The sequence below is a fragment of the Nocardiopsis potens DSM 45234 genome, from assembly GCF_000341105.1.
Taxonomy (GTDB): Bacteria; Actinomycetota; Actinomycetes; order Streptosporangiales; family Streptosporangiaceae; genus Nocardiopsis_A; species Nocardiopsis_A potens.
Map to the genome: position 1 here is coordinate 1 of NZ_ANBB01000064.1, position 19600 is coordinate 19600.

The following is a 19600-nucleotide window of genomic DNA, read 5'->3' on the forward strand; positions in this document are numbered from 1 at the left end:
GCATAAACTGCTCACGGCCTGAACGAACCAACCCGGTGTTGCGACGACCCCTAGAAACCGCCGTCCGGGTCGGGCCACTCCTCCAGGTCCTGCCACAGGCACGCCGCGCCGAGCGGATCGATCCGCGTGCCGAAGGCCTCCGCCCCGTCGGCGACGGCGGTGAGGAAGACCCGGTAGGAGTCCGGGAAGGCGATGCCGAGCTCGGCCTCGCGCGCCGCCACCGCCTCCTCCGACACGGGCGGCCGCCGGGCTGCCCCGGCCCTGCCCAGGCCCTCCACCAGCTCGGCCTTGGCCCGGATCCGCGCCGACCGGACCGCCGGGTCCTCGGCCGCGCTTCGGTGATCGGAGTCCATGCCGCTCCGACGCCCCGCCCCCGACGGGGGTTCCACCGGGCCGGGCCGGCGAAGGGGTCATTCCCGCCCGCCGCCTTCTCCGGCGGCCTGCTCCCGCCAGTGCCTCAGGTTCTTCCGCGTGACGAGGATGTGGGGGTGGCCGGGGCCCAGGACGCGCTCTTGGTGGCCGAGAAGCTCGGCGAGCATCCGTGCGGCCTCATCGGGGTCTCCGGCGTAGCCGGTATAGGCGGCGAGGTTGTTGCGGGTGGTGAGGGTGTGGGGGTGGTCGGGGCCCAGGATCCGGGTCCGGTCGGGCAGGAGTTCGGCGAGCATCCGTGCGGCTTCGGCCGGGTTCCCGGCGTCGCCGGTCCAGGTGGCGAGGTTGTTGCGGGTGGTGAGGGTGTCGGGGTGGTCGGGGCCCAGGGCCCGGGTCCGGTCGGTGAGGAGTCCGGCGAGCAGCCGTACGGCCTCATCGGGGTCGCCGGCATCACCGGTGCAGGTGGCGAGGTTGTTGCGGGTGGTGAGGGTGTCGGGGTGGTCGGGGCCCAGGATCCGGGTCCGGGCGGGCAGGAGCTCGGCGAACAGGCGTGCGGCTTCGGCCGGGTCCCCGGCCTCGCCGGTCCAGGTGGCGAGGTTGTTGCGGGCGGCGAGGGTGCCGGGGTGGTCGGGGCCGAGGACCCGCTGCAGAACGGGCAGGAGTTCGGTGAGCATCCGTGCGGCTTCGGCCGGGTCCCCGGCATCGCCGGTCCAGGCGGCGAGGTTGTTGCGGGCGGTGAGGGTGTCGATGTGGTCGGGGCCGAGCCGGTGTTCGGCCTCCCGGAGCATCCGCTTCCAATGGTCCACGGCCGCCGCGACCTGCCCTGCCGCTCCGAGGCTGTTCCCGGCCTGGAACAGCACCCGGCGCCGCTTGGACGCCCACAGCGCATCGGCGGCGTGGTCGTCCAGGGCGGTGGTGCAGGCGCGCAGGGCCCGGCCCAGGGCGGTGTCGCGCTCGATCTCGGGCCAGGCCTCCTCCAGGGCGTCGGCGGCGGCGCGGACGGCCCGGTCCCGCCGGCGGCCGGTGAGGGTCTCCCGGGCGGCGCGCTGGGTCAGGGCGTGCACTGCCACCGTCGCCCCTTCGGCGGTGAGCGGCCCGGCGGCGGTGATCAGGCCGAGCCGGCGCAGCACGCCCAGAGACCGCAGCGCCGCCTTCTGCACCGACTTCTCGGCGGCGAACGACTCGGTGGCGGTGATCAGGCTGAATCGGCGCAGCACCCCCAAGGACCACAGCGCCGTCTTCTGGACCGCTTTCTCGCCCTTCTCACCGTGCTCTCGGCCCTCGTCGCCGGCCGCGTTGAGGAGGTGGGCGGCCAGCGACCGCGTGGTGAGCACCGAGACGGGGACGGCGTCGGGGGAGAGCAGGCCCAGGACCTGCATGAGCGGGCGGGCCCACCCGGCCGGGGGCAGGCGGTCGGCGTGGTCGATGGAGAGCGCCAGGGTGGCCGCGACGGTGCGGGCGTGCCCGGTGGGCAGGCTTCCGACATCGGGGGTCAGCTGGTCCAGGCGGCGCTTCCGGCCGGTGAGCAGGCGCCGGTAGGCGGCGCAGTCCAGTCGCTCGTCGGCGATGTAGGCGGCGGCCTGGGCCAATGCGAGAGGGAGGTGCCCGAGCTCGCCGGCCAGCCCGGCGGCCTCGGCCTCAGGGGCTTGGATGCCGTGCTCGGTCAGGGCGTGGGTGAGGAACGTGACCGCTTCCTCCGGGGTGAAGACCTCCACGTCCAGGACAGTGCGGTTGCCCGATGCCAGGGCGGCGTCCTTGCGGCGGGTGGTGACCAGCGTCCGCCCGCCCCAGCGCGGTTTCACCCCTTTCTTCCTGCCTTGGGAATGTTCGGAGGGCACGGTGGTCTCGGGCGGCCAGAGCCCGTCAAGGTACTCCAACCCGAGCGGGGCGTCCTCATCGCCTGAAGGCGGGGCGGCGTCGTCCAGGACGACCAGCCACCGCTTGTGGGTGGTACGCAGCCAGGACAGGAACACCTGGGCCTGGTCCTCGGGGCCGGCGGCCGCGTTCGGAGGCGCGGCGCCCACCGCGCGGGCGGCCTGGGCGTAGGCGGAGACCACCGAGGTCCGGGAGCCGGCCTCGATCCACACCACCGCGTCCGCGGCGCCGTGTTCGAGGGCGCGGTGGGCGTGGTCGGCGGCCAGCTGGGTCTTGCCCACCCCGCCCATCCCCGACAGCACCACCGCCGGGGACTCCGCCGCCGCCCGGGTGAGGCGGTCGGATACGGCGCGGTGCTGGAAGTGATCGGAACGCTCGGGCAGTCGCCCCACCACCACCGGCCAGGACGGCTCCCCGCCGCTGCCGGGCTGCTGGTAGACGACCTGGCCGATGTGCTCGGCGATGAGGCCGCCGCCGGCGGCGGCGAAGGCTTTCGCCCCGTCCCCGGAGGCGGCGGCCGCGGTGGCGCCGGGGTCGGTCAGGCCGTGGTCTCCGGCCCCGGCCGGGGAGGGTTTCCCAGGTGCACGCCGCCGTCGATGCGCCCGACACCGGCCACCGAGCCGCCTTCGGCGGTGACGGTGATGTCGCGCCCGGCGGCCATGGAGCCGTCCCCGGTGCGCACCGAGGCCCCGGTCTCCTCCTCGACCCGCTGAACCAGGCCGGTGATCTTCTCGGCGGCCTGGTCGCGCTCGGAGTCGTCGAGTTCGGCCAGCAGGTCTTCGAGCCGGTCGCGCCAGCGGGCCTCGATCTTCTCCCACTCTTCGGGCGCGGCCCCGGCGAGCCGGTCGCGGACCTGGTCGAGCTGGTCCAGGGCGTTCTGTTCCGCTCGCCGGCCGCGGTGGGCGAACAGGCCGGCGATCAGGTTCTTAGCGCTCTCCCACAGCTGTGTTCCGGCTGCGGTGGCCAGGGCGGTGGCGCCGGCCGCGGCTACTTGGGCGAGGTCGGGGAGCATGCGGTGGGGGGCCTCCCGTCGGCGCTGAGGGCGTGTGGCCATGGAAGCACACCGGGTGAGAGCGCAGGGAGGGAAAGCACGGTCGGGCCCCGGCCGGAACAGGCCGCCCCGGGCCCAGGGGACGGAACCGGCCTCCGAACGAGGGGGAGGGCCGCAGGCCGCCGTGGACTGCAACTGCGACCACGGCCGCCCCCTAACGAGAACCGGCGCCCCTCCCGAAGGAGAAGCGCCAGGTCGGACGGGGTGGGCCCCCAGGGGATCGAACCCTGAACCCGCGGATTAAAAGTCCGCTGCTCTGCCAGTTGAGCTAAGGGCCCGCGACATCGGCCGGTCTAGCAGGGCAGATGTCACCGGCGCACACTTTACCCGAGTCGCACGACGGTTGCACAGCAGAGGATCCGGTCGGTGGAGGTGCGCGAGGGGGCGGTGGGGCGCCGCCCCGAGGGGCGGGGTGGGGCGGGTCGGGGTGCGGGTCAGGGAGGGATCGGGGGGCGCTCCGGGGGGTGCCGGATGGGAAGGGGGCGGTCGAGCGGGCAGGCTGGGGGACATGAACGAGAACTTCGGGAAGAAGAGGCTGCAGCGGAGCAGGACCAACCGGATGCTCACCGGTGTGTGCGGCGGGGTCGGCGAGTTCATCGGGGTCGACGCCAACCTGGTCCGGCTGGCGTTCGCGGTGCTCACACTGTTCGGGTTCAGCGGGGTGCTGGTCTACATCATCGCCTGGGTCGTGATGCCGGAGGAGGGCGGGCAGACCTCCGTCGCCGAGCACGTCATCCGGAACTTCCAGGGGAAGAGGTCCGACCTCTGAGCGGGGCGGGAAACGGGGTCAGCCGGAGCGGTCCCGGCCGTCCATCAGTTCGGTGACCTGGGGAGCGAGCCGGGTCCACGGGACGGCCAGCAGGAGGGCTCCGGCGATGCCCAGGCCGCCGGAGCAGACGATGACGGCATCGAGGTCGACCACCTCCACCAGCAGGCTCGCCACCGCGATGCCGACGCCCTGGACCGCCTGGAGGCCCGCGGCGACGAGGCCGAAGGCGAGGCCGCGGCCGACGGCGGGGACGCACAGCACGAACGCGGCGTTGGCGACCAGCTGGTAGGAGGCCAGGGCGCCGGAGAGCGCGAGCAGCGCCACCATCGCCCACAGCGGCGGGTCGGCGAGCCAGGCGAGGAGCGGGACCGAGCCGCCGACGGCCAGCGGCCCGACCAGCCGGATGCGGGTCCCCGGGGCGATCAGCCGGGTCAGCACGAAGCCGCCGACCAGGGCGCCCATCGACGGGCCGGCCATGATCAGCCCGGTGCCCACCGCGCCCGCGCCGGCCTTGTCGGAGAGCGGGCCGGCCAGGCCGAACGGGACCATGTAGAAGCCGGCCAGCCAGGCGAAGAGCGCCAGGGTGCGCAGCCGCGCGTCGCCGAAGACGAGGCGGGCGCCGTCCCGGGTGACCTGCCACAGCGTCGGCCGGGCCGCCCCGTCGGGCACCGGCGCCGGGCGGGCGCGCACCCCCAGCCGGACGATCAGCGCGGAGACGACGAACGTCGCGCCGTTGATCATCACCGCGTTGTTCGGGCCGACCAGCGCGACCACCGCGCCGCCGGCCACCAGGCCGACCAGGGTCCCCAGGTGCGAGGTCAGGTTGATGATGGCCGACCCGGCGACGTACCGCTCGCCCTGCACGATCTCGGTCATCAGCGCGGCGCGGGCCGCGCCGAACGGCACCATCGGCAGGATCGAGCAGAACAGCAGCGACCAGACCGCCCACAGCGGCAGCCCCGGGATCCCGATGCCGACCACCAGCGCCGCGCGGACCAGGTCGGAGGCGAGCATCACCCGGCGGCGCGGCAGCAGGTCGGACAGGCCGGACAGCAGCGGCCCGGCGAGGATCTGCGGGATGAAGGTGATCGCGCTGGTCACCCCGGCCGCCAGCGGCGACGAGGTCTGCCGGTAGACCAGCAGCACCACCGAGATGCTGAGCAGGTAGCCGCCGGACATGGACAGCGCGTGCGAGAGCCACAGGGCGCGGAACTCCGGCACCCGCATCACGTCGGTGTAGGCGCGCTTCCAGTCGGGGCGGACGTCGTGGCCGTCGCCGGCCGTTCGCGGGTCCCCCACCGGCGGCTCCCTCATCGGCGCGCGTTCGCGTTCACGCTGGGTCGTGGTTCGATGACCTACGGTCTCGAATCGCGGCCGCCCTCCGCAAGCGGTTCGCCGGAATTCGTAGCTGATTCGTTGTCGGGGCAGGTCCCTCACGACATGGGCGGAAGCGTGCGCCGACGGGGTGGTTCCGGACGTGCCGCCGCAGAGGTCAGGCCCAGCCCAGTTCGTGCAGCCGGTCGTCGTCGATGCCGAAGTGGTGCGCGATCTCGTGCACCACGGTGATCCGCACCTCCTCCACGACGTCCTCCGGGACCTCGCAGATCGCGCAGATCTCCCGCCAGTAGATGGAGATCCGGTCGGGCAGCACCCCCGCGTAGAAGTCGCCGCGCTCGGTGAGCGGCACGCCCTCGTAGAGCCCGAGCAGGCCGGGCTCGGGCGGGTCCTCGGCGACGGTGATCACCACGTTGTCCATGTAGCGGGTCAGGTCCTCCGGGATGGAGTCCAGAGCGTCGGCGACGAGTTCTTCGAATTCCCTGCGGCTGAGTTCGACCACGCCGCCATTGTCCGCCAGGAACCGGCGTGTCGGCGGTGGGGCGTTGCCGAAGCGGGGTGCACGGGCATGATGGACTCGTGTTGTCTCGGTTGGGCACGGCACTCGCGGTGGTCCGCGAACGGGTCGCCGCGAGGCGGGAGCGGCTGCTGCGCGCCTGGCGCGTCGCGGCCGTCGTCCTCGCGGGCCTGGCCGGCGGCTGGCTGGGCCTGGCGCTGGGCGGCAGCGCGCTGACCCCGATCGGCCCGGCCGACGTGAGCCTCTCGGTCAGCCCGAGCTGGCAGGGCGAGACGGTGGTGGACGTCGCCCCGCTGGGCACGCTGCAGTTCGACACGCACACCGCGCCGCTCCGGTTCGAGGCCTCCATCACCGAGATCCGGCTGGCCGCCGCCGAGGAGATGTTCTCCGACCCGGAGGCGATCGACCGGATGGCGCGCGGGATCGGCGCGGAGGTGCGGGACGGCGTCATCCGGCTGTTCGCCCAGTCCGCCGCGGCGGCGGTGCTCGGCGCGGCCCTGGTCGGCCTGGTGCTGTTCCGGGACTGGCGGCGGGCCGCGCTGAGCGCAGGGACGGCGCTGGCCGCGTTCGCCGGCGCCGGGGGCCTGGCCGCGGCGACGTTCAACCCCTCCGCGGTCGCCGAGCCGCGCTACTCCGGCCTGCTGGCGGGCGCGCCGCAGGTGGTGGGCAGCGCCGAGGCGGTGGTGAGCAGGTTCGAGGAGTACCGGGAGCAGCTGGCCGGCCTGGTCGGCAACGTGTCCCGGCTCTACGAGGTCACCTCGGAGCTCCCGGTGTACGAGGGCGACGAGTCGACGGTGCGGGTGCTGCACGTCTCCGACATCCACCTCAACCCGGCGGCGTGGAACGTCATCGCCTCGCTGCAGGAGCAGTTCCAGGCGGACGTGATCGTCGACTCCGGGGACCTCACCGACCGGGGCAGCGCCGCCGAGGACGCCTTCGCCGACGAGATCGCCGAGCTGGACGTGCCCTACGTGTGGGTCCGCGGCAACCACGACTCGATGGGCACCCAGCGGGCGGTGGAGCGCCAGCCCAACGCGGTGGTGCTGGACGACTCGGTGGCCGAGGTCGCCGGCATCGTCTTCTACGGGGCGGGCGACCCGCGGTTCACCCCGGACAAGACCGCGGACAACCCCGACCCCGGCGAGGTGCGCCGGATCGGCGAGGCCCAGGCGGTGGGGGTCGCCGACGCGGACCCGCCGGTGGACGTCGCGGTACTGCACGACCCGGTGCAGGCCGACGGGTTCGACGGCAGGGTGCCGCTGGTGCTGGCCGGGCACGGCCACCGGCGCTGGACCGAGCTGCCCGAGTCCGGCACCCGGTTCTTCGTCCAGGGCTCGACCGGCGGCGCCGGGCTGCGCGGCCTGGAGGGCGGCACGGCCGCCCCCAAGCCCTACGAGGCCTCGGTGCTCTACTTCGACGCCGAGACCAAGCGGCTGCAGGCCTGGGACGACGTCACCCTGGGCGGCCTGGGCCTGACCTCGGCCCGGATCGAGCGGCACATCGAGGAGGACCCGGACCGCCCGGTCGCCCCGCCCGACCCCACGGCGCCGGAGCCCGCCGCCCCGTCCTCCCCGGCCTCTTCCCCGGCCTCCTCCCCGCCCGGCCGGGAACCGGCCTCACCTGCGTCGACACCCTGACCGGCGGCCGCTCCCGGGGGCGCGGGGGAAAGGCTTTGGCACTGGGGCGAAATCTCCCCTATGCTTGTCGAGTCCCCGACGACAGGCGCAGCGGGCAAGTGACGACCTCGTTCGTCGTCGAGGCCCCCATCGTCTAGTGGCCTAGGACGCCGCCCTTTCAAGGCGGTAACGCCGGTTCGAATCCGGTTGGGGGTACCACTCCGGTCGAAGTGGTGTCAGACCTCTGGCACAATGGAGACCACGGAGGACGCCCGCAAAGCCCGCCAGGCGGCGCGGACGCACAACCGCATACGAGGTCCTGTGGAGCAGTTAGGAGTGCTCGCCACCCTGTCAAGGTGGAGGCCGCGGGTTCAAATCCCGTCAGGACCGCTCGCCACTACCGACCAGTGGCAGGGGCCAGGTAGCTCAGTTGGTACGAGCGTCCGCCTGAAAAGCGGAAGGTCGGCGGTTCGACCCCGCCCCTGGCCACCCAGTAGCACCAGCGAAGAAGCCCGGAGCCGAAGAGGCCCCGGGCTTTTTTGGCAGCAACGCGACAGCAACCGGCTCAACCGAGCGCTCTCCCCAGTCTGCCGAGGGCCCGCCGCTTCTCCTCCAAGGACGCGTGCGCGTAGATCGTCATCGTCACCCCGATGTCGCTGTGCCCGACGATCTCCCGGACCACCTGGGGCGGCGCCTCCAGGTTCAGCAGGAGCGTCACGCAGGTGTGCCGTAGGTCGTGGAAGCGCATCCCGTCCAGGCCGGCCGCCCGCCGCAACGGCTCCCAGCTCCGCCGCAGGTTGTCCGGCTCCAGCGGGGTGCCGCGCTTCGACGGGAAGACCAGGCCGTGCTCTTCCCAGTCCGGGAAGGCGTCCGAGCGTTCCGCGAACTGCCGCTTGCGGTGCTCCCGAAGCGCGTCCGTGCAGACGGCGGGGAGCGGAACGGTCCGCGCAGAGTCCTCCGTCTTGGGCGGAACCAGCGACAGTTTTCCGCCGACCCGTTGAAGTGTGTGCACCACCTCCAGCCGCCCCGCCTCCAGATCCACGTCGCACCAGCGCAGCCCGAGGAGTTCCCCGCGGCGAAGCCCCAGGCAGAGCGCCAGGACGTACAGGGCGTGGAACCGGTCTTCCTTGGAGACCTTGAGCAGCCGGCGTGCCTGCGCCACGTCCAGGCCGCGGTTCACCGAGTAGCGCGGAGGCGAGACCTTGACCAGGGAGGCGACGTTGCGCGGGATCGCCTCTTCCCGGACGGCGGTCTGCAGGGCGTTGCGGAGCACGGCGTGGATCGACTGCACCATGCGCGCCGAAAGCCGTCGCTCGCAGCAGCGAGGTTCGGGGAGCGCGCAGCACCGGGGTTCGTATCGAGCGGCGTCCGCGCCGTCGCGGCAGCACTGGCAGATCTGCCGGACTTTCGTGATGAAGGTCCGCACGTCCCGGGCGGTCAGCTTGGCCAGCCGCTTCTTCCCCAGGTTGGGGACGAGGTAGCGGCGGATGACCCCCTCGTATCCCTGCACCGTCTTCGGGCGCCGCTCGGCCCGCACGACGTGTTCCAGCCAGTAGTCCAGGTACTCGGCCACCGTCCAGTTCTCCGAGGCCACCGGAATGCCCTGGTCCGAATCGGCGAGCAGCCTGTTCAGCTTGGCCCGCGCGTCATCGTAGTCGCGGCCGTAGCCCTGGACGCGCTTGTGCGTTCCATCGCCGGCCAGCACGTAAGCAGCGAAAGCATAGCGGCCGTCCTTCCGCTGCCAGATGCTCCCTTCGCCGTTGGCCCGCTTGCGCCCCTTGCGGCGGCGGCCGTTCTCTTCGGTGCCCATCAGGCGGCGTCCTCCAGGGCTTCCAGGCACTCGGGAAGCGCGGCGACGGGGACCAGGCGCCGACGCCCGATCTTGACCGTGCGGAGAGTGCGGGAGCGGATGAGGTTGTAGACCGTCCAGCGGCTCACACGGAGGTGCTCCGCGGCCTCGTCGACGGTCAGGAGAAGGGAGGTCGTGGTCATGCTGCTTCCTGTTCTGCGACTGCCGAAGATTCTGCGATCCGGGCCGTGTCCAGCTGTGCGCGGCGTTTCAGCGCGTCCCCGACCGCACGGAGGAGGCGTTGTTCCCGGGGTGGAACGTCGGGGTCGGTGGGGTTGGCCAGCTCCCAGGCGAAGGAGCCGGTCACGGCCGGTCCTGCTGCGCCGGCGCCTTCCTGGCCGCCGTCAGGGGCGACGCCGAGCCGTTCGAGGACCCAGGCCAGGCGGTCGGCCTTGTGGTCGGCCACGGTCTTGTTGGACCACTTGCGCGAGACCAGGACGCGGCGTCCGGCGTGGCCCAGGTGCTCGCGCTTGTGCGCCTTGGAGCGGCAGTACCCGGGGACCAGGCCCTCACGGGCGCCGTCGGGCTGGATGCCGTAGCGCAGCCAGTTGGCGCACCGAGGCGAGCAGGGTTCGAAGCGCAGCGCCTCCACCAGCCGGTCCACATGGTGTTTCTGGGCGGAGGATTCGGCGGGGGGGGATTCGGCGATGTCCTTGGTCAGGTACTTGGCCAGGTAGCGCACGCACCGGTCGGCGTCGGCCGAGCCCGCCACGACCCCCTTGGCGTCGACCTGGCGGCCGAAGCGCACCACGTGGAAGGGCTCTGCTCCAGGGTCGGAGTCCAGGGCGTTCAGCGCCTCGTCCCAGGTGGGCAGCACTTCACCGGTGGCCGGGTCGAGGTAGTTCCCGGTCGCCTCGTCGTGGACGGGCAGGTTCGCGCCGTCGTAGACGACCTCGTCGGCGGGCGGCCACCACACCTGGTGGTAAGTGGCGGCGGCGACCTGGCGCAGTTCGGCCCGGGGCAGGGTGCCGCGCACGGCCATGTGCAGGTGCGGGGCGAGGCGCCGTTGCGGTTCGACGGAGGCGAAGTACTGGACGTCGTAGCCGGCCACCCGCCGCAGGTTCTGCACGAACCGGTCCACGAGCTTGGAGAAGTGGATCGCGTCCCGGGCGGCGCGCCGGTAGTCGTAGCCGACCGGATCCACCGGAGTGCCGTCGCTCTTCACTCGGCCGTAGGAGTCCAGGGTGAGGGTGAGGAACATGGAGGGGCGGAAGACCTTGCCGTTGGCCGGATCCTCGAAGGAGCGGCCCAGGGTGGTCTTCTTCATCTGCCGCTTGGGCAGGTCCGGGGCGTCCTGACGGCGCCGTGTGGAGCGCACCCGGCGCGGTCGGGGCGAGGAGGGGGGCGCTGCCTTGCCCCGCAGCCCGGAGGCGGTGATCTCTTCGTCCAGGTCGGCGATGGCGGCGTCCAGCGCGGCCAGCTCTTCGGCACTCGCCGTCCCGTCGGCGGCCAGGCGGTCGCGTTCGGCGGTGACGACGGCCCGCTTGGCCACCCAGTCGCGTTGGACCTCGGACGGCTCTTCCGGGGCGTTCACCGGTTCCTCGGCCAGGTGCCAGCCCTCTTCGCACTGAGTGCGGCGGATGGAGCGCTTGCGCTTGGCGCAGGCCGGGCAGCGTGATTCGAGGGTGGCCCCGCACGGGACGTCGATGATCTCGGTCCCGCCGGTGGCGATGTCGGTCCGGCGCAGCGAGACGGGGCGGATGCACACGCCCTTGTCCGCGGCGATCTGCTCGGCCACCTCCCGGGCCAGCGGTCGGGCCAGGCGTTCGGCCCGGGTGGTCTTACCGGTCACGGTGGGCACTACTCACCTCCGTCCGCGTCGGCGGCGGTCATGGCGTCGATGTCGGCATCGGAGACGTAGGCGGCCCGGACCCGGACCGGCATCGTGGAGCCCTCCAGGCGGACGTAGGCGGTGCCGGGAACGCCGGCGTCGATCAGGTGGGCATCGGCGCCCCGGTCGCGGGCGTCGGGGCCGAGCACCATGTCGACCTGGGACGCCTCGTCCAGCCGGAGCGCCACCTTGTCCGGGAACAGGTTGCGCAGGTTCATGACCTCCTTGCGGGGGTCCTGCAGTGCGGCCAGGACCGCGTATCCGACGCTGCGCCCCTGCGAGGTCAGCGTGGCCATCGCGGCCTCTGCCCGGCGGCGGATGTCGCGGTCGGGGTGGTAGGCGGTCAGGAACGCCACCTCGTCCAGGACGACGACGTCGAAGGGGTCATCGAGGGTGGGAACGTGGGCGCGGATGCGTCCGGCGTAGCGGGCGGCGCGGTCCTGCATGTCGGCCACGGCCTCTTCCAGCAGCTCCACGCAGGCCTCTGCGGTGTCGGCGTAGCGGTGGAAGAGCGAGCGTCCGTAGGACAGCTCCATGCGCTTGGGGTCGACCGCCCGCACCCGCACCAGCCCGGCGGCGATGGCGGGCAGCATGGCGCGGATCGCCGACCAGATGACCGAGCCCTTCCCGGAACCGGTGACGCCGGCGACCAGGACGTGCGTGCCGTGCAGGCGCATCCGCCACGTCCGCCCGTCCTCACGCAGCCCCATCGGCAGCGCGGCCAGGTCCACGCCGTCGGCGGAGTCGGGGACGGGAAGGGCGTCGATCGGATCGGCCAGCATGTCGTGTCGGGGGAACTCCAGCACGATGTCCAGCGGGCCGCGGACCTCCACCCGGCAGGCCGGGGCGCGGAACCCGTGCGCCAGGTGGGCGGTGCGCTCTTCGAAGGCGGACGGGGCGGTGCCGGGCACCAGCTTGACCCGCACCCGGTCGGCCCACTCCGTGCACGTCACCGCACTGATCCGCGGGAGGTACTGGCGCTCCAGGTAGGACTCCGCGAGGCCGGAGACCACCAGTACCGGTTGCCAGTGCCGCCGGTAGACCCACACCCCGCGCACCAGTCCGAGCGCCCGCAGCGCCACCCACGTCCGGAAGGATCCGGGGTGGAACCGCCGCCAGGCCAGTCCGCCGATGGTGGCCACGGTGCACACCAGGGCCGGGCCGATCCAGCCCAGCAGCCACCACGAGGCCGCCAGGACGGCGGCGGAGGCGGTGGCGAGGGGGAAGCGGACCGGAAGCGCCCCGAAGAAGGCCAGCAGGCGCCAGAGCCAGCGGCCGATGATGAACACCGCCGGCGTCTCCACCACCGGCGTGCTGAACCGGATCGCGTGCGCGGGAACCGGGGCGGTCGGCTGAACCTGGGAGGCGCCGTTGCTCTTGCCGTTGAGCATCAGCGACGCCCCCCGGTGCGGACCTCGAAGGAAGAGGCCAGCTCTTCGGCGCGGGCGGCGGCGAGTTCGGCCCGCGCGGCGGCCAGATCGGCACGGGCGGCGGCCGCCACGGAGCGGGTCTCGGGGTCGGAGGTCTGGACGGCGATCCGGTCCAGCAGCGAGGACTTCCACGCCAGGACGTCCAGGCGCCCCCGGGCGGTGTCGGAGCGGGACGGGTCGGTCTGCTGCTCGCGCAGCGCGGCCAGGAAGTCGGTGATCTCCCGGGCGGACACGCGCACGGGCTGTTCTGCCATCATGAGGACGCACCTCTCTTGGGTTCGCGCAGTTCTCAGGGAGTGAAGGGGCGGCCGAAGGTGTTGGCGCACCTGGCCGCCCCGCGAAACGCCGCTCTAACCGGCGGTGTAGAGGCGCTGGACCTCGTCGGCGTAGGCGCGGGCCGCATCGGCGAACCGGCGAGCGGCTTCGGCCTCTTCCCGGGTGACCGCCGCGCCCGAGAGCGGGGAGATCGTGACCATGAGGCCCGGCTCATCGATACGCAGCTGAGGTGTGCTCTCCCGAACCGTGGCGAAGTCGATCCCGGTGCTCTCCTCCAGGCGGAGCGTCAAGATCGTGAGCGCCATCACTCGCCGCCCTTGGTGCCCGCAGCGGCGGGGGTCTTGTTCCGGGAGCCCGGGGCGCCGGGCGCCTTCATGCCCTGGGCGCGCAGCGAGTAGGCCACCCGGGGGCGGCGCCCGTTGTCGTCCACGTAGGGCATGACCGACATGCGCTCGAACTCCACCGGGCGGAACGGCAGGCCCGCCGCCTCGTCCGGCATGGTCGGGCAGACCTCGGTGGGGATCTTGACCTTCACGCTCTTGGCCTTGCCGCGGGCTTCGGGGTCGGCGTCGATGACGTCCACCGCCCACAGCGGCAGCCCGGTGTTCTTGTCCATCTGGGGGCGCTTGGTCTCGAAGTCGGTGATGGGCTCCACGCTCAGCGCGTAGGCGCCGTGGGGGAACACCGTCCCGAACTCCACCGGGATCGCACCCTGAATGGCCATGAGGACACTCCTCTTCTCGTTGTTCATGCTGATCACGACCCCTGTTGCGACCGACGGGCGGTCGCCCCGTCCAGGAATCGATACATGTATAGCATGTATCGAAGTTGGTTGTCAGCGGCAGCCGGGGAAGTCGTCTCGGGAAATCTCGGATCCGCTGGCACTCCGGCTGTTCCGACGGTTATGACCATCCCTTGAACAGGCGGGACGGGATCACTACATGGCTGGACGTGTTCGGGACGTCTCGATAATGTGAGCGCGTCCTTAGACGTCCTGCGAACCCCGGGGTACATGCCGAACGAGAGGCTGCGAGCCGCGCTCCTCCAGCGCGGAGCCACGCCCGCCGACCTGGCGGAGGCGATCGGCGTGGACGCGAAGAGCGTCGAGCGCTGGATCACCCAGGGCCGCACGCCCTACCGCCGGCACCGCTATGCCGCGGCGGCCTACCTCGAAGCGGAAGAGACCTACCTCTGGCCGAAGGCCCTCAGCCCGGAGCAGAGCAAGGCCGCGTCGCAGAGCGAGATCGTGGAGATCTATCCGCACCGCTGGAGCGTCCCGCAGGACATGTGGAAGCGCCTCTTCGAGAGGGCCCAGGAGGAGATCTCCGTCTTGGTCTTCAGCGGGTTCTTCCTGGCCGACGACCCGAGCATGGTCAAGCTGCTCGCGGACAAGGCGCGCGCCGGCGTCCGGATCCGCTTCCTGCTCGGCGACCCGGAGAGCGAGGCCGTCGCCCAGCGCGGCGAGGACGAGGGGATCGGCGAGCTGATGGCGTCGAAGATCCGGCACGTGATCCTGATGTACAAGCAGGTGCGCGCGATCGAGGGAGCCGAGTTCCGGCTGCACGACACGATCCTCTACAACTCGCTGTACCGCGCCGATGACCAGTTGCTGGTCAATACGCACGCCTATGGCACCATGGCGTCCGAAGCGCCGGTCTTCCACCTCCGCAAGGTTCCCGGCGGCGAGATGGTGAGCACCTACCTCGAAAGCTTCGAGAAGGTGTGGAGCAAGGCGGCCCCGCTCGATTGAGGGAAGGTCCATGGGCAGGCGGATCGACTACTACGACGACCCCGAGGCGCCGGAGGCCAACAGCCGCGTCCCGTCGGTGAACGTCTTCGTCGTCAACGAGCGCGACGAGGTCCTGATGATCCGCCGAACCGACAACGACAACTGGGCCGTCCCCGGAGGCGCGATCGACCTGGGCGAGTCCGTGCCCCAGGCCGCCGTCCGGGAGACCGAGGAAGAATCCGGCATCACCTGCGAGATCACCGGGATCGTGGGCACCTACACCGACCCGAAGCACATCATCTACTACACCAGCGACGGCGAGGCCCGGCAGGAGTTCTCCATCGCGCTCACGGCCCGGCCCATCTCAGGCGAACCGCGCCCCAGCGACGAGTCCAAGGAGGTCCTCTGGGTCTCCAAGGAGGAACTCAAGGACCTCACCATGGACCGGTCCATGCGGATGCGCATCGACCACTTCCTTGCGGGTGGGCCGGCGCACATCGGGTGAACGCTGAAAAACAAGAGGCCGCCAAGCATGTTCCTTACAGACATGCTTGGCGGCCAGGGCCTTACCTCCTACCGGGGAAGAACGCCCTGAGCAGGCGATTCAAGACCCGCTGTGCAGCCCCTCGCCGCTCAGGGCAGCCCGACCACACGGCCGGGTACACGACACCCAGGATGAGCAGTAGAGCCACCGCCAGGAACGCGCCAACAGTTCCAGGCCAGCCCAGGGCGGGCAGAGAGGAGTCCAACCCTGCCGTGCCGCTCAGGGCTGCGCTGACGTGGCGAAATACCTCGTCGTGCACTACAATGGTCACCGTCTTTGCCTCTCCATGTCATGAAGCAGGGATTGCTGACGGCCTCTCGTGGCAGCGAGAGGCCGTTTTATGGTGGCCCGCAGACCAGACTCTGAGTCCATCTGTGCCGCGTACCCCCATCCCTGCATGCGCAGGGAGCAAATCCACCCCAACTTGCGCGTGACGCAACGCAGCGGGTCATCCCGCCGAGGCGGGAACTCGCAGGCCTCGAAGTCGTGGCACTCCGGAACCTGCGATGCGTTAATGAGCGAGAGTACACCAATCACCGCGCCTCGGTGGGGCCTCTGGAGGTCGCATGAGACGAGTGGGGCTCCTTTTCTGAAAGAGGGCGCAAAGAGAAGTTTCTTCTATTGAGAGTGGAAAGGGTTCTTCGTTCTAATTCTGAACAGCGCCCAGGAGCCGCTCTATGGAACGGACTGACGCGGTCAAGAGGGGGGCGGACCGTGACACGGACCGATGCACCAGGTCTTCCGGGGCGTAGCGCTCCAGGATCTCCGAGAGTCGGCGCTCCACCGGTAGGTGGGTCCCGTCCGGGCCGGTCGTCATGTCCGCGTAGGTGACCGCGTCCAGCAGGTGGTCCGGCGGCGGCTCGAACTCGCCCTTCAGCAGGTCGAGCAGGCCGCGTTCCTCCGCTTCGACGGTGGCCCCGGAGTGGTGGGCGACCAGCGAGCACAGCCGTTCGTCGGCCTGGTGGACGCCGCGCAGATGACGGGCCCCGTCGAGAGGGTGGAAGCCGGTGACGACGAGGGCCGGAGAGTACCCGATGTCGTGCAGCCAGGCCGACGCCTCCAGGAGGTCGGCCTCGTCACCGAGCAGGTTCTTCAGCGATCGGGCTTGTTCCGCCACGCCCTGGGTGTGCGCCCAGCGGCGGGGCAACGGCTGTTCGAGCAGTTCTCGCGCGAGTTCCCGCGCCCAGTGAACATGTCCCACATGTAGCAGGCTAGCCCGCGCCCATTCCGGGCTCTCTGACGAACCGGCCCTTGCCGTGCACGGCGACGATCAGCCCCGTCCCTTCCAGCTCGGAGAGGGCTTGGCGGGCGGTTCCCCGGGAGACGTCGTACTTGCGCACGATCGCGGCTTCACTGGGCAGGGCGTCCCCGGGGGCCAGGTCGCCGCTGGTGATCCGTTCCTTGAGTTCGGCGGCGATCCGCCGGTACTGAGCCGGCAGAGCCTCGGAGGTCGTCGCCTTCTGCTCTTCCGCGGAGCAGACGACGCGGCCGGTCCCGGGAAGGGCCTTGATCAGTCCATCGGCTTCGAGTGCGGCCAGAGCACGGCGGACGGTGGTGCGTGCGACACCGAACTCCTGTCCCAGAGCGGACTCCGACGGGACGGCGTCTCCCGGGGTGAGCTCCCCACGGGTGATCCGGCCACGGAGCGAATCCGCGATCTGGTTGTAGGTGCCCCAGGGGGTCGTACGCGGGCTCAAGCGGGTTCCTCCGGCTTCAGGTGGCAAAAATCCAAGGTACTCGGCTGGAGCGATAACCAGCGATAGAAGGCGGTAGCCAGCCGATAAACAGCGATACTTTGCGATAGCCGTCCAGCATCCGGCTGCTGTACTGCTGGAACATCCGCCGGTGCCTACCGGCCCGGAGGCCTTCCCCCGGTCGACACCGGACGGATGCCCTTGACCGCTCGGACGATGCACATGGAGTCGTTCGCCCGGCGGCCGGCCCTCACCCCTCCGGAGGGCCGTTCTCGGTAGGCCCCTTCCAGGCCCTGCTTCCAGCGCGTGGCCCTTGCCACACTGCCGATCTCCCCGCCCCCGAAGGGGGGTTCTCCAGCTGGCGGACGAAGGTCTCCAAGTCCTCTTCGATGAGGGTCGGCGCGTGTTGGACCGTGTCGTCCGTCGTGGTCGCGATCCACAAGCGGGCGGTCCGCCTGATCGACCACAGCCCGCCGTAGTGATGCCGGAGGAGGCGGAGCAGCGGGTCAGGGGCGCCGTCGGCCTTCATGCCGCCATCACCTCCCTTCGGGAGATGTCGAGGAGGACTCCCAGCCCGAGCCGGCTCCGGTCGATCCGCTTCACCTCGCGGTGCCGTTCGGCGTGCAGGACATAGGGCCGGACCATCCTGGCCAGCGGCGTCACGGCGTACGCCCGGGGCGGAGGAGTGAACCGCACCGCCGCGTAGGACGTCGCCCCGAGGGGGCGTTCCGCAGAGGGATTGCGCGGCCAGAGGCGCGCGATAAGGTTCCGCATGTTCCGCCTGCTCCAATCAGGTGAGAACCGCGCCCCCGGAGTGTTCAGACCGCTCGCGGGGGTCTTCGCTACCTGGGACGACGATGCTCGGAGCAGGCGGACATGTGCACCACGTATCGGACTTCTTGAGGGACGTCTAGGGACGTCTTCTGTTATCGTCGGGATCCCCCACCCCGGAGGGCGCCGACGTGAACAGTGCACTGCGCAAAGCGATGGCCGCGTCCCGACTCACCGAGACCGATGTGGCCGCGCAGCTCGGCGTGGATCCGAAGACGGTGCAGCGGTGGCTCTCCGGTCAGCGGCCCTACCCGCGGCACCGTTGGGCGGTGGCCGATCTGCTCCAGGTCGAGGAGGTGGCACTCTGGCCGGAGGAGGACCGGTCCCAGGAGGACCCTCCGCTCTCCGAGCACGCCTACCGGGTGTACGCCCGACGCTGGGAAGTACCCCGGGAAGCCTGGCGAGATCTGTTCGCGTCTGCCCGACAGGAGATCGGGATCCTGGTCTACAGCGGCCTCTTCCTGGCCGACGACGCCGGCATGCTGGAGATCCTGGCGGAGAGGGCCGGGGCCGGGGTGGACGTTCGGATCATCCTTGGAGACCCGGAATCCCGGCAGGTGAAGCAGCGCGGAGAGGCCGAGGGGATCGGCGACGCTCTGGCGGCCAGGGCCCGTAACGCGCTGCTGCTCTTCCGTCCGCTGCTCGACATCGACGGAGTCGAGATCCGGACGCACTCCACCGTCCTGTACAACTCCGTCTATCTGACCGAGAGCCGACTTCTCATCAATCAGCACGTCCACGGGTTTCCTGCGGCAAAGACCCCGGTGGTCGAGATCGACCGCGCCTCGTCTCCCGACATGGCCGAGACCTATGTGCGCAGCTTCGAACTGGTCTGGAAGTGCGCGAAGCAGGTCGAGCCGTGAACCCGCAGACCGTTCCGTTGCCGAATCCGGCTATATGAGATCAAGGCGCCGGCGCTCCCGCGCCGTCGCGGCCTGCCGTCCGCCGCTGGGCTGCGGGCTGCCGCCCGGTCCCAGCGTGCGGACGGCGGCCGGGGCGGCGGTGGTGGCTGTCGCTCGCTCGTCACCGCCCGATGCGGGGGCGCGCCGCCGTAGAGCAGACCCTCAGCGGAGCGACGGTCGGAAGGCGTTCCGGTCGGGCCGATGACGTGTGGAACCAGGGGGCTACCGCCCCCATGGACCCCCGGGACCCGGAGCACCCGCTCGCGCGATGCGGCCCTGTCCGGGGTGCAGGCCGCTCGCGCGATCGGCCACTCCGGACCGTTACCGTGGTGGCCCGCCGCTGTGGTCACTGCCGAGAAAGCGACACGGTTTCTTCCTCTCGTGAGCTGCGCCGGAGAACGAGTCGGACTGACAGCAGCAGGACAGCAACGACAGCGACCCTCGGCGTTCTTCGCCGGCCGATCTCTGGGGTGCTCGCACGGCGATGAGGAGGAGCGGGGGAGGCTGTCCCGCCTGAAAAGCGGAAGGTCGGCGGTTCGACCCCGCCCCTGGCCACCCCGAAGTAGCACGAGAAAAGCCCCGTGACCTGCGATGGCAGGACACGGGGCTTCTTCATGTGCCGGTGGTCGCCGCACGCCCTGGTCGGCCTCGGCGACCAGTTCTTCGAGCACGCGGCCACGCGGGTGCAGCTCATCGGCGCCCGCTACTTCGCGGAGCCGAGCGTCGGGTCGGGCGGTGGGCGCGGGCGGCCTGTCTGGAGCCGTCCTCCCACGGTGGTGGGCCGCTGTTCATCGACCCGCTGAACTGGGACGAGGATCAGACCCTCAGGGCCTTCTCGGCGGCCGAGAGCCCGGTGCGGATCCCCGGCCAGGCGGGATGCCGGAGGCGCTCGGAGGCGCGCGCCACCGCTCGGCGGTGGTCCTCAGAACGGCTCCGGGGACGAGAGGGAGATGGACGCGGCCGCTCCGCTGGTCATGTGCAC

Annotated in this window: 22 protein-coding genes and 4 tRNA genes; 9 read left to right on the forward strand and 17 right to left on the reverse strand. The window is 71.3% G+C overall.

What is annotated here, in order from left to right; all coding sequences use genetic code 11:
- Positions 1-50: 50 nt before the first annotated feature.
- The 4 genes from D459_RS0125135 to D459_RS0125150 all read right to left on the reverse strand — a co-directional run bounded on the left by D459_RS0125135 (position 51) and on the right by D459_RS0125150 (position 3573).
- Positions 51-353: a hypothetical protein gene (locus D459_RS0125135; protein ID WP_017595769.1), complete on the reverse strand. Its 303-nt coding sequence runs from the start codon at positions 351-353 to the stop codon at positions 51-53.
- A 57-nt stretch (positions 354-410) separates the two neighbouring features.
- Complete coding sequence (locus tag D459_RS32725) at positions 411-2642, reverse strand: tetratricopeptide repeat protein (protein ID WP_017595770.1); 2232 nt, start codon at positions 2640-2642, stop codon at positions 411-413.
- Between the two features lie 140 nt (positions 2643-2782).
- Positions 2783-3256: a hypothetical protein gene (locus D459_RS35950; RefSeq protein ID WP_017595771.1), complete on the reverse strand. Its 474-nt coding sequence runs from the start codon at positions 3254-3256 to the stop codon at positions 2783-2785.
- A 244-nt stretch (positions 3257-3500) separates the two neighbouring features.
- A tRNA-Lys gene (locus D459_RS0125150) sits at positions 3501-3573 on the reverse strand.
- A 230-nt stretch (positions 3574-3803) separates the two neighbouring features.
- Between D459_RS0125150 and D459_RS0125155 the strand changes: the two genes are divergently transcribed.
- A complete protein-coding gene (locus D459_RS0125155) occupies positions 3804-4064 on the forward strand; it encodes a PspC domain-containing protein (protein WP_017595772.1) in 261 nt (86 codons plus the stop codon).
- An 18-nt stretch (positions 4065-4082) separates the two neighbouring features.
- Here the strand turns inward: D459_RS0125155 and D459_RS0125160 are convergent, their stop codons facing one another.
- The gene (locus D459_RS0125160) at positions 4083-5363 is read right to left on the reverse strand and encodes an MFS transporter (protein ID WP_017595773.1); all 1281 of its coding nucleotides are present in this window, start codon (positions 5361-5363) and stop codon (positions 4083-4085) included.
- Between the two features lie 193 nt (positions 5364-5556).
- Positions 5557-5901, reverse strand: a complete 345-nt coding sequence (locus D459_RS0125165; RefSeq protein ID WP_017595774.1) for a metallopeptidase family protein — start codon at positions 5899-5901, stop codon at positions 5557-5559.
- 89 nt (positions 5902-5990) lie between these two features.
- Here D459_RS0125165 and D459_RS32735 point away from each other — a divergent pair, with 89 nt between their 5' ends.
- The 4 genes from D459_RS32735 to D459_RS0125185 all read left to right on the forward strand — a co-directional run bounded on the left by D459_RS32735 (position 5991) and on the right by D459_RS0125185 (position 8021).
- Complete coding sequence (locus tag D459_RS32735) at positions 5991-7553, forward strand: metallophosphoesterase family protein (protein ID WP_020380329.1); 1563 nt, start codon at positions 5991-5993, stop codon at positions 7551-7553.
- A 122-nt stretch (positions 7554-7675) separates the two neighbouring features.
- Positions 7676-7751 (forward strand) — tRNA-Glu (locus D459_RS0125175).
- A 96-nt stretch (positions 7752-7847) separates the two neighbouring features.
- A tRNA-Asp gene (locus D459_RS0125180) sits at positions 7848-7922 on the forward strand.
- A 25-nt stretch (positions 7923-7947) separates the two neighbouring features.
- Positions 7948-8021 (forward strand) — tRNA-Phe (locus D459_RS0125185).
- Positions 8022-8097: 76 nt separating this feature from the next.
- Here the strand turns inward: D459_RS0125185 and D459_RS0125190 are convergent.
- The 7 genes from D459_RS0125190 to D459_RS0125220 form a co-directional block, all read right to left on the reverse strand.
- A complete protein-coding gene (locus D459_RS0125190; RefSeq protein WP_017595776.1) occupies positions 8098-9342 on the reverse strand; it encodes a tyrosine-type recombinase/integrase in 1245 nt (414 codons plus the stop codon).
- Positions 9342-9524 carry a helix-turn-helix domain-containing protein gene (locus D459_RS0125195; RefSeq protein WP_017595777.1) on the reverse strand — a complete coding sequence of 61 codons (183 nt, stop codon included), beginning with the start codon at positions 9522-9524 and terminating at the stop codon, positions 9342-9344. Before D459_RS0125195 ends, D459_RS0125190 begins: the two co-directional genes overlap by 1 nt.
- Positions 9521-11182 carry a replication initiator gene (locus D459_RS0125200; protein ID WP_017595778.1) on the reverse strand — a complete coding sequence of 554 codons (1662 nt, stop codon included), beginning with the start codon at positions 11180-11182 and terminating at the stop codon, positions 9521-9523. Before D459_RS0125200 ends, D459_RS0125195 begins: the two co-directional genes overlap by 4 nt.
- On the reverse strand, positions 11182-12603 hold the full coding sequence (locus D459_RS0125205; RefSeq protein WP_017595779.1) for an FtsK/SpoIIIE domain-containing protein: 1422 nt from the start codon (positions 12601-12603) through the stop codon (positions 11182-11184). The genes D459_RS0125200 and D459_RS0125205 overlap by 1 nt, the downstream gene beginning before the upstream one ends.
- Positions 12603-12896 (reverse strand): hypothetical protein, encoded by a 294-nt coding sequence (locus D459_RS0125210; RefSeq protein WP_040711055.1) that lies wholly within the window; start codon positions 12894-12896, stop codon positions 12603-12605. Before D459_RS0125210 ends, D459_RS0125205 begins: the two co-directional genes overlap by 1 nt.
- A gap of 96 nt (positions 12897-12992) precedes the next feature.
- Positions 12993-13223: a hypothetical protein gene (locus D459_RS0125215; RefSeq protein ID WP_020380331.1), complete on the reverse strand. Its 231-nt coding sequence runs from the start codon at positions 13221-13223 to the stop codon at positions 12993-12995.
- Positions 13223-13642 (reverse strand): hypothetical protein, encoded by a 420-nt coding sequence (locus tag D459_RS0125220; protein ID WP_017595782.1) that lies wholly within the window; start codon positions 13640-13642, stop codon positions 13223-13225. Before D459_RS0125220 ends, D459_RS0125215 begins: the two co-directional genes overlap by 1 nt.
- A 288-nt stretch (positions 13643-13930) precedes the next feature.
- Between D459_RS0125220 and D459_RS0125225 the strand changes: the two genes are divergently transcribed.
- Together D459_RS0125225 and D459_RS0125230 are read left to right on the forward strand one after the other, a co-directional pair.
- Positions 13931-14668: a DUF5919 domain-containing protein gene (locus D459_RS0125225; protein ID WP_017595783.1), complete on the forward strand. Its 738-nt coding sequence runs from the start codon at positions 13931-13933 to the stop codon at positions 14666-14668.
- Between the two features lie 10 nt (positions 14669-14678).
- Entirely contained in the window at positions 14679-15152 is a 474-nt protein-coding gene (locus D459_RS0125230; RefSeq protein WP_017595784.1) for an NUDIX hydrolase, read from the forward strand.
- Positions 15153-15837: 685 nt separating this feature from the next.
- On the opposite strand, the gene D459_RS0125240 is transcribed toward D459_RS0125230, so the two are convergent.
- From D459_RS0125240 to D459_RS0125255, 4 genes are all read right to left on the reverse strand, one after another.
- Positions 15838-16338, reverse strand: coding sequence for an HD domain-containing protein (locus D459_RS0125240; protein WP_017595786.1), 501 nt, complete (start codon positions 16336-16338; stop codon positions 15838-15840).
- A gap of 64 nt (positions 16339-16402) precedes the next feature.
- Positions 16403-16888, reverse strand: coding sequence for a GntR family transcriptional regulator (locus D459_RS0125245; protein WP_017595787.1), 486 nt, complete (start codon positions 16886-16888; stop codon positions 16403-16405).
- Between the two features lie 16 nt (positions 16889-16904).
- Positions 16905-17030, reverse strand: a complete 126-nt coding sequence (locus tag D459_RS37435) for a hypothetical protein (RefSeq protein WP_275041864.1) — start codon at positions 17028-17030, stop codon at positions 16905-16907.
- Between the two features lie 380 nt (positions 17031-17410).
- Positions 17411-17659 carry a hypothetical protein gene (locus D459_RS0125255; protein ID WP_017595789.1) on the reverse strand — a complete coding sequence of 83 codons (249 nt, stop codon included), beginning with the start codon at positions 17657-17659 and terminating at the stop codon, positions 17411-17413.
- 188 nt (positions 17660-17847) lie between these two features.
- Here D459_RS0125255 and D459_RS0125260 point away from each other — a divergent pair, with 188 nt between their 5' ends.
- Positions 17848-18579, forward strand: coding sequence for an XRE family transcriptional regulator (locus D459_RS0125260; RefSeq protein WP_241485125.1), 732 nt, complete (start codon positions 17848-17850; stop codon positions 18577-18579).
- A gap of 620 nt (positions 18580-19199) precedes the next feature.
- The gene (locus D459_RS0125265; protein WP_017595791.1) at positions 19200-19421 is read left to right on the forward strand and encodes a hypothetical protein; all 222 of its coding nucleotides are present in this window, start codon (positions 19200-19202) and stop codon (positions 19419-19421) included.
- The last annotated feature ends 179 nt before the right edge of the window (positions 19422-19600 follow it).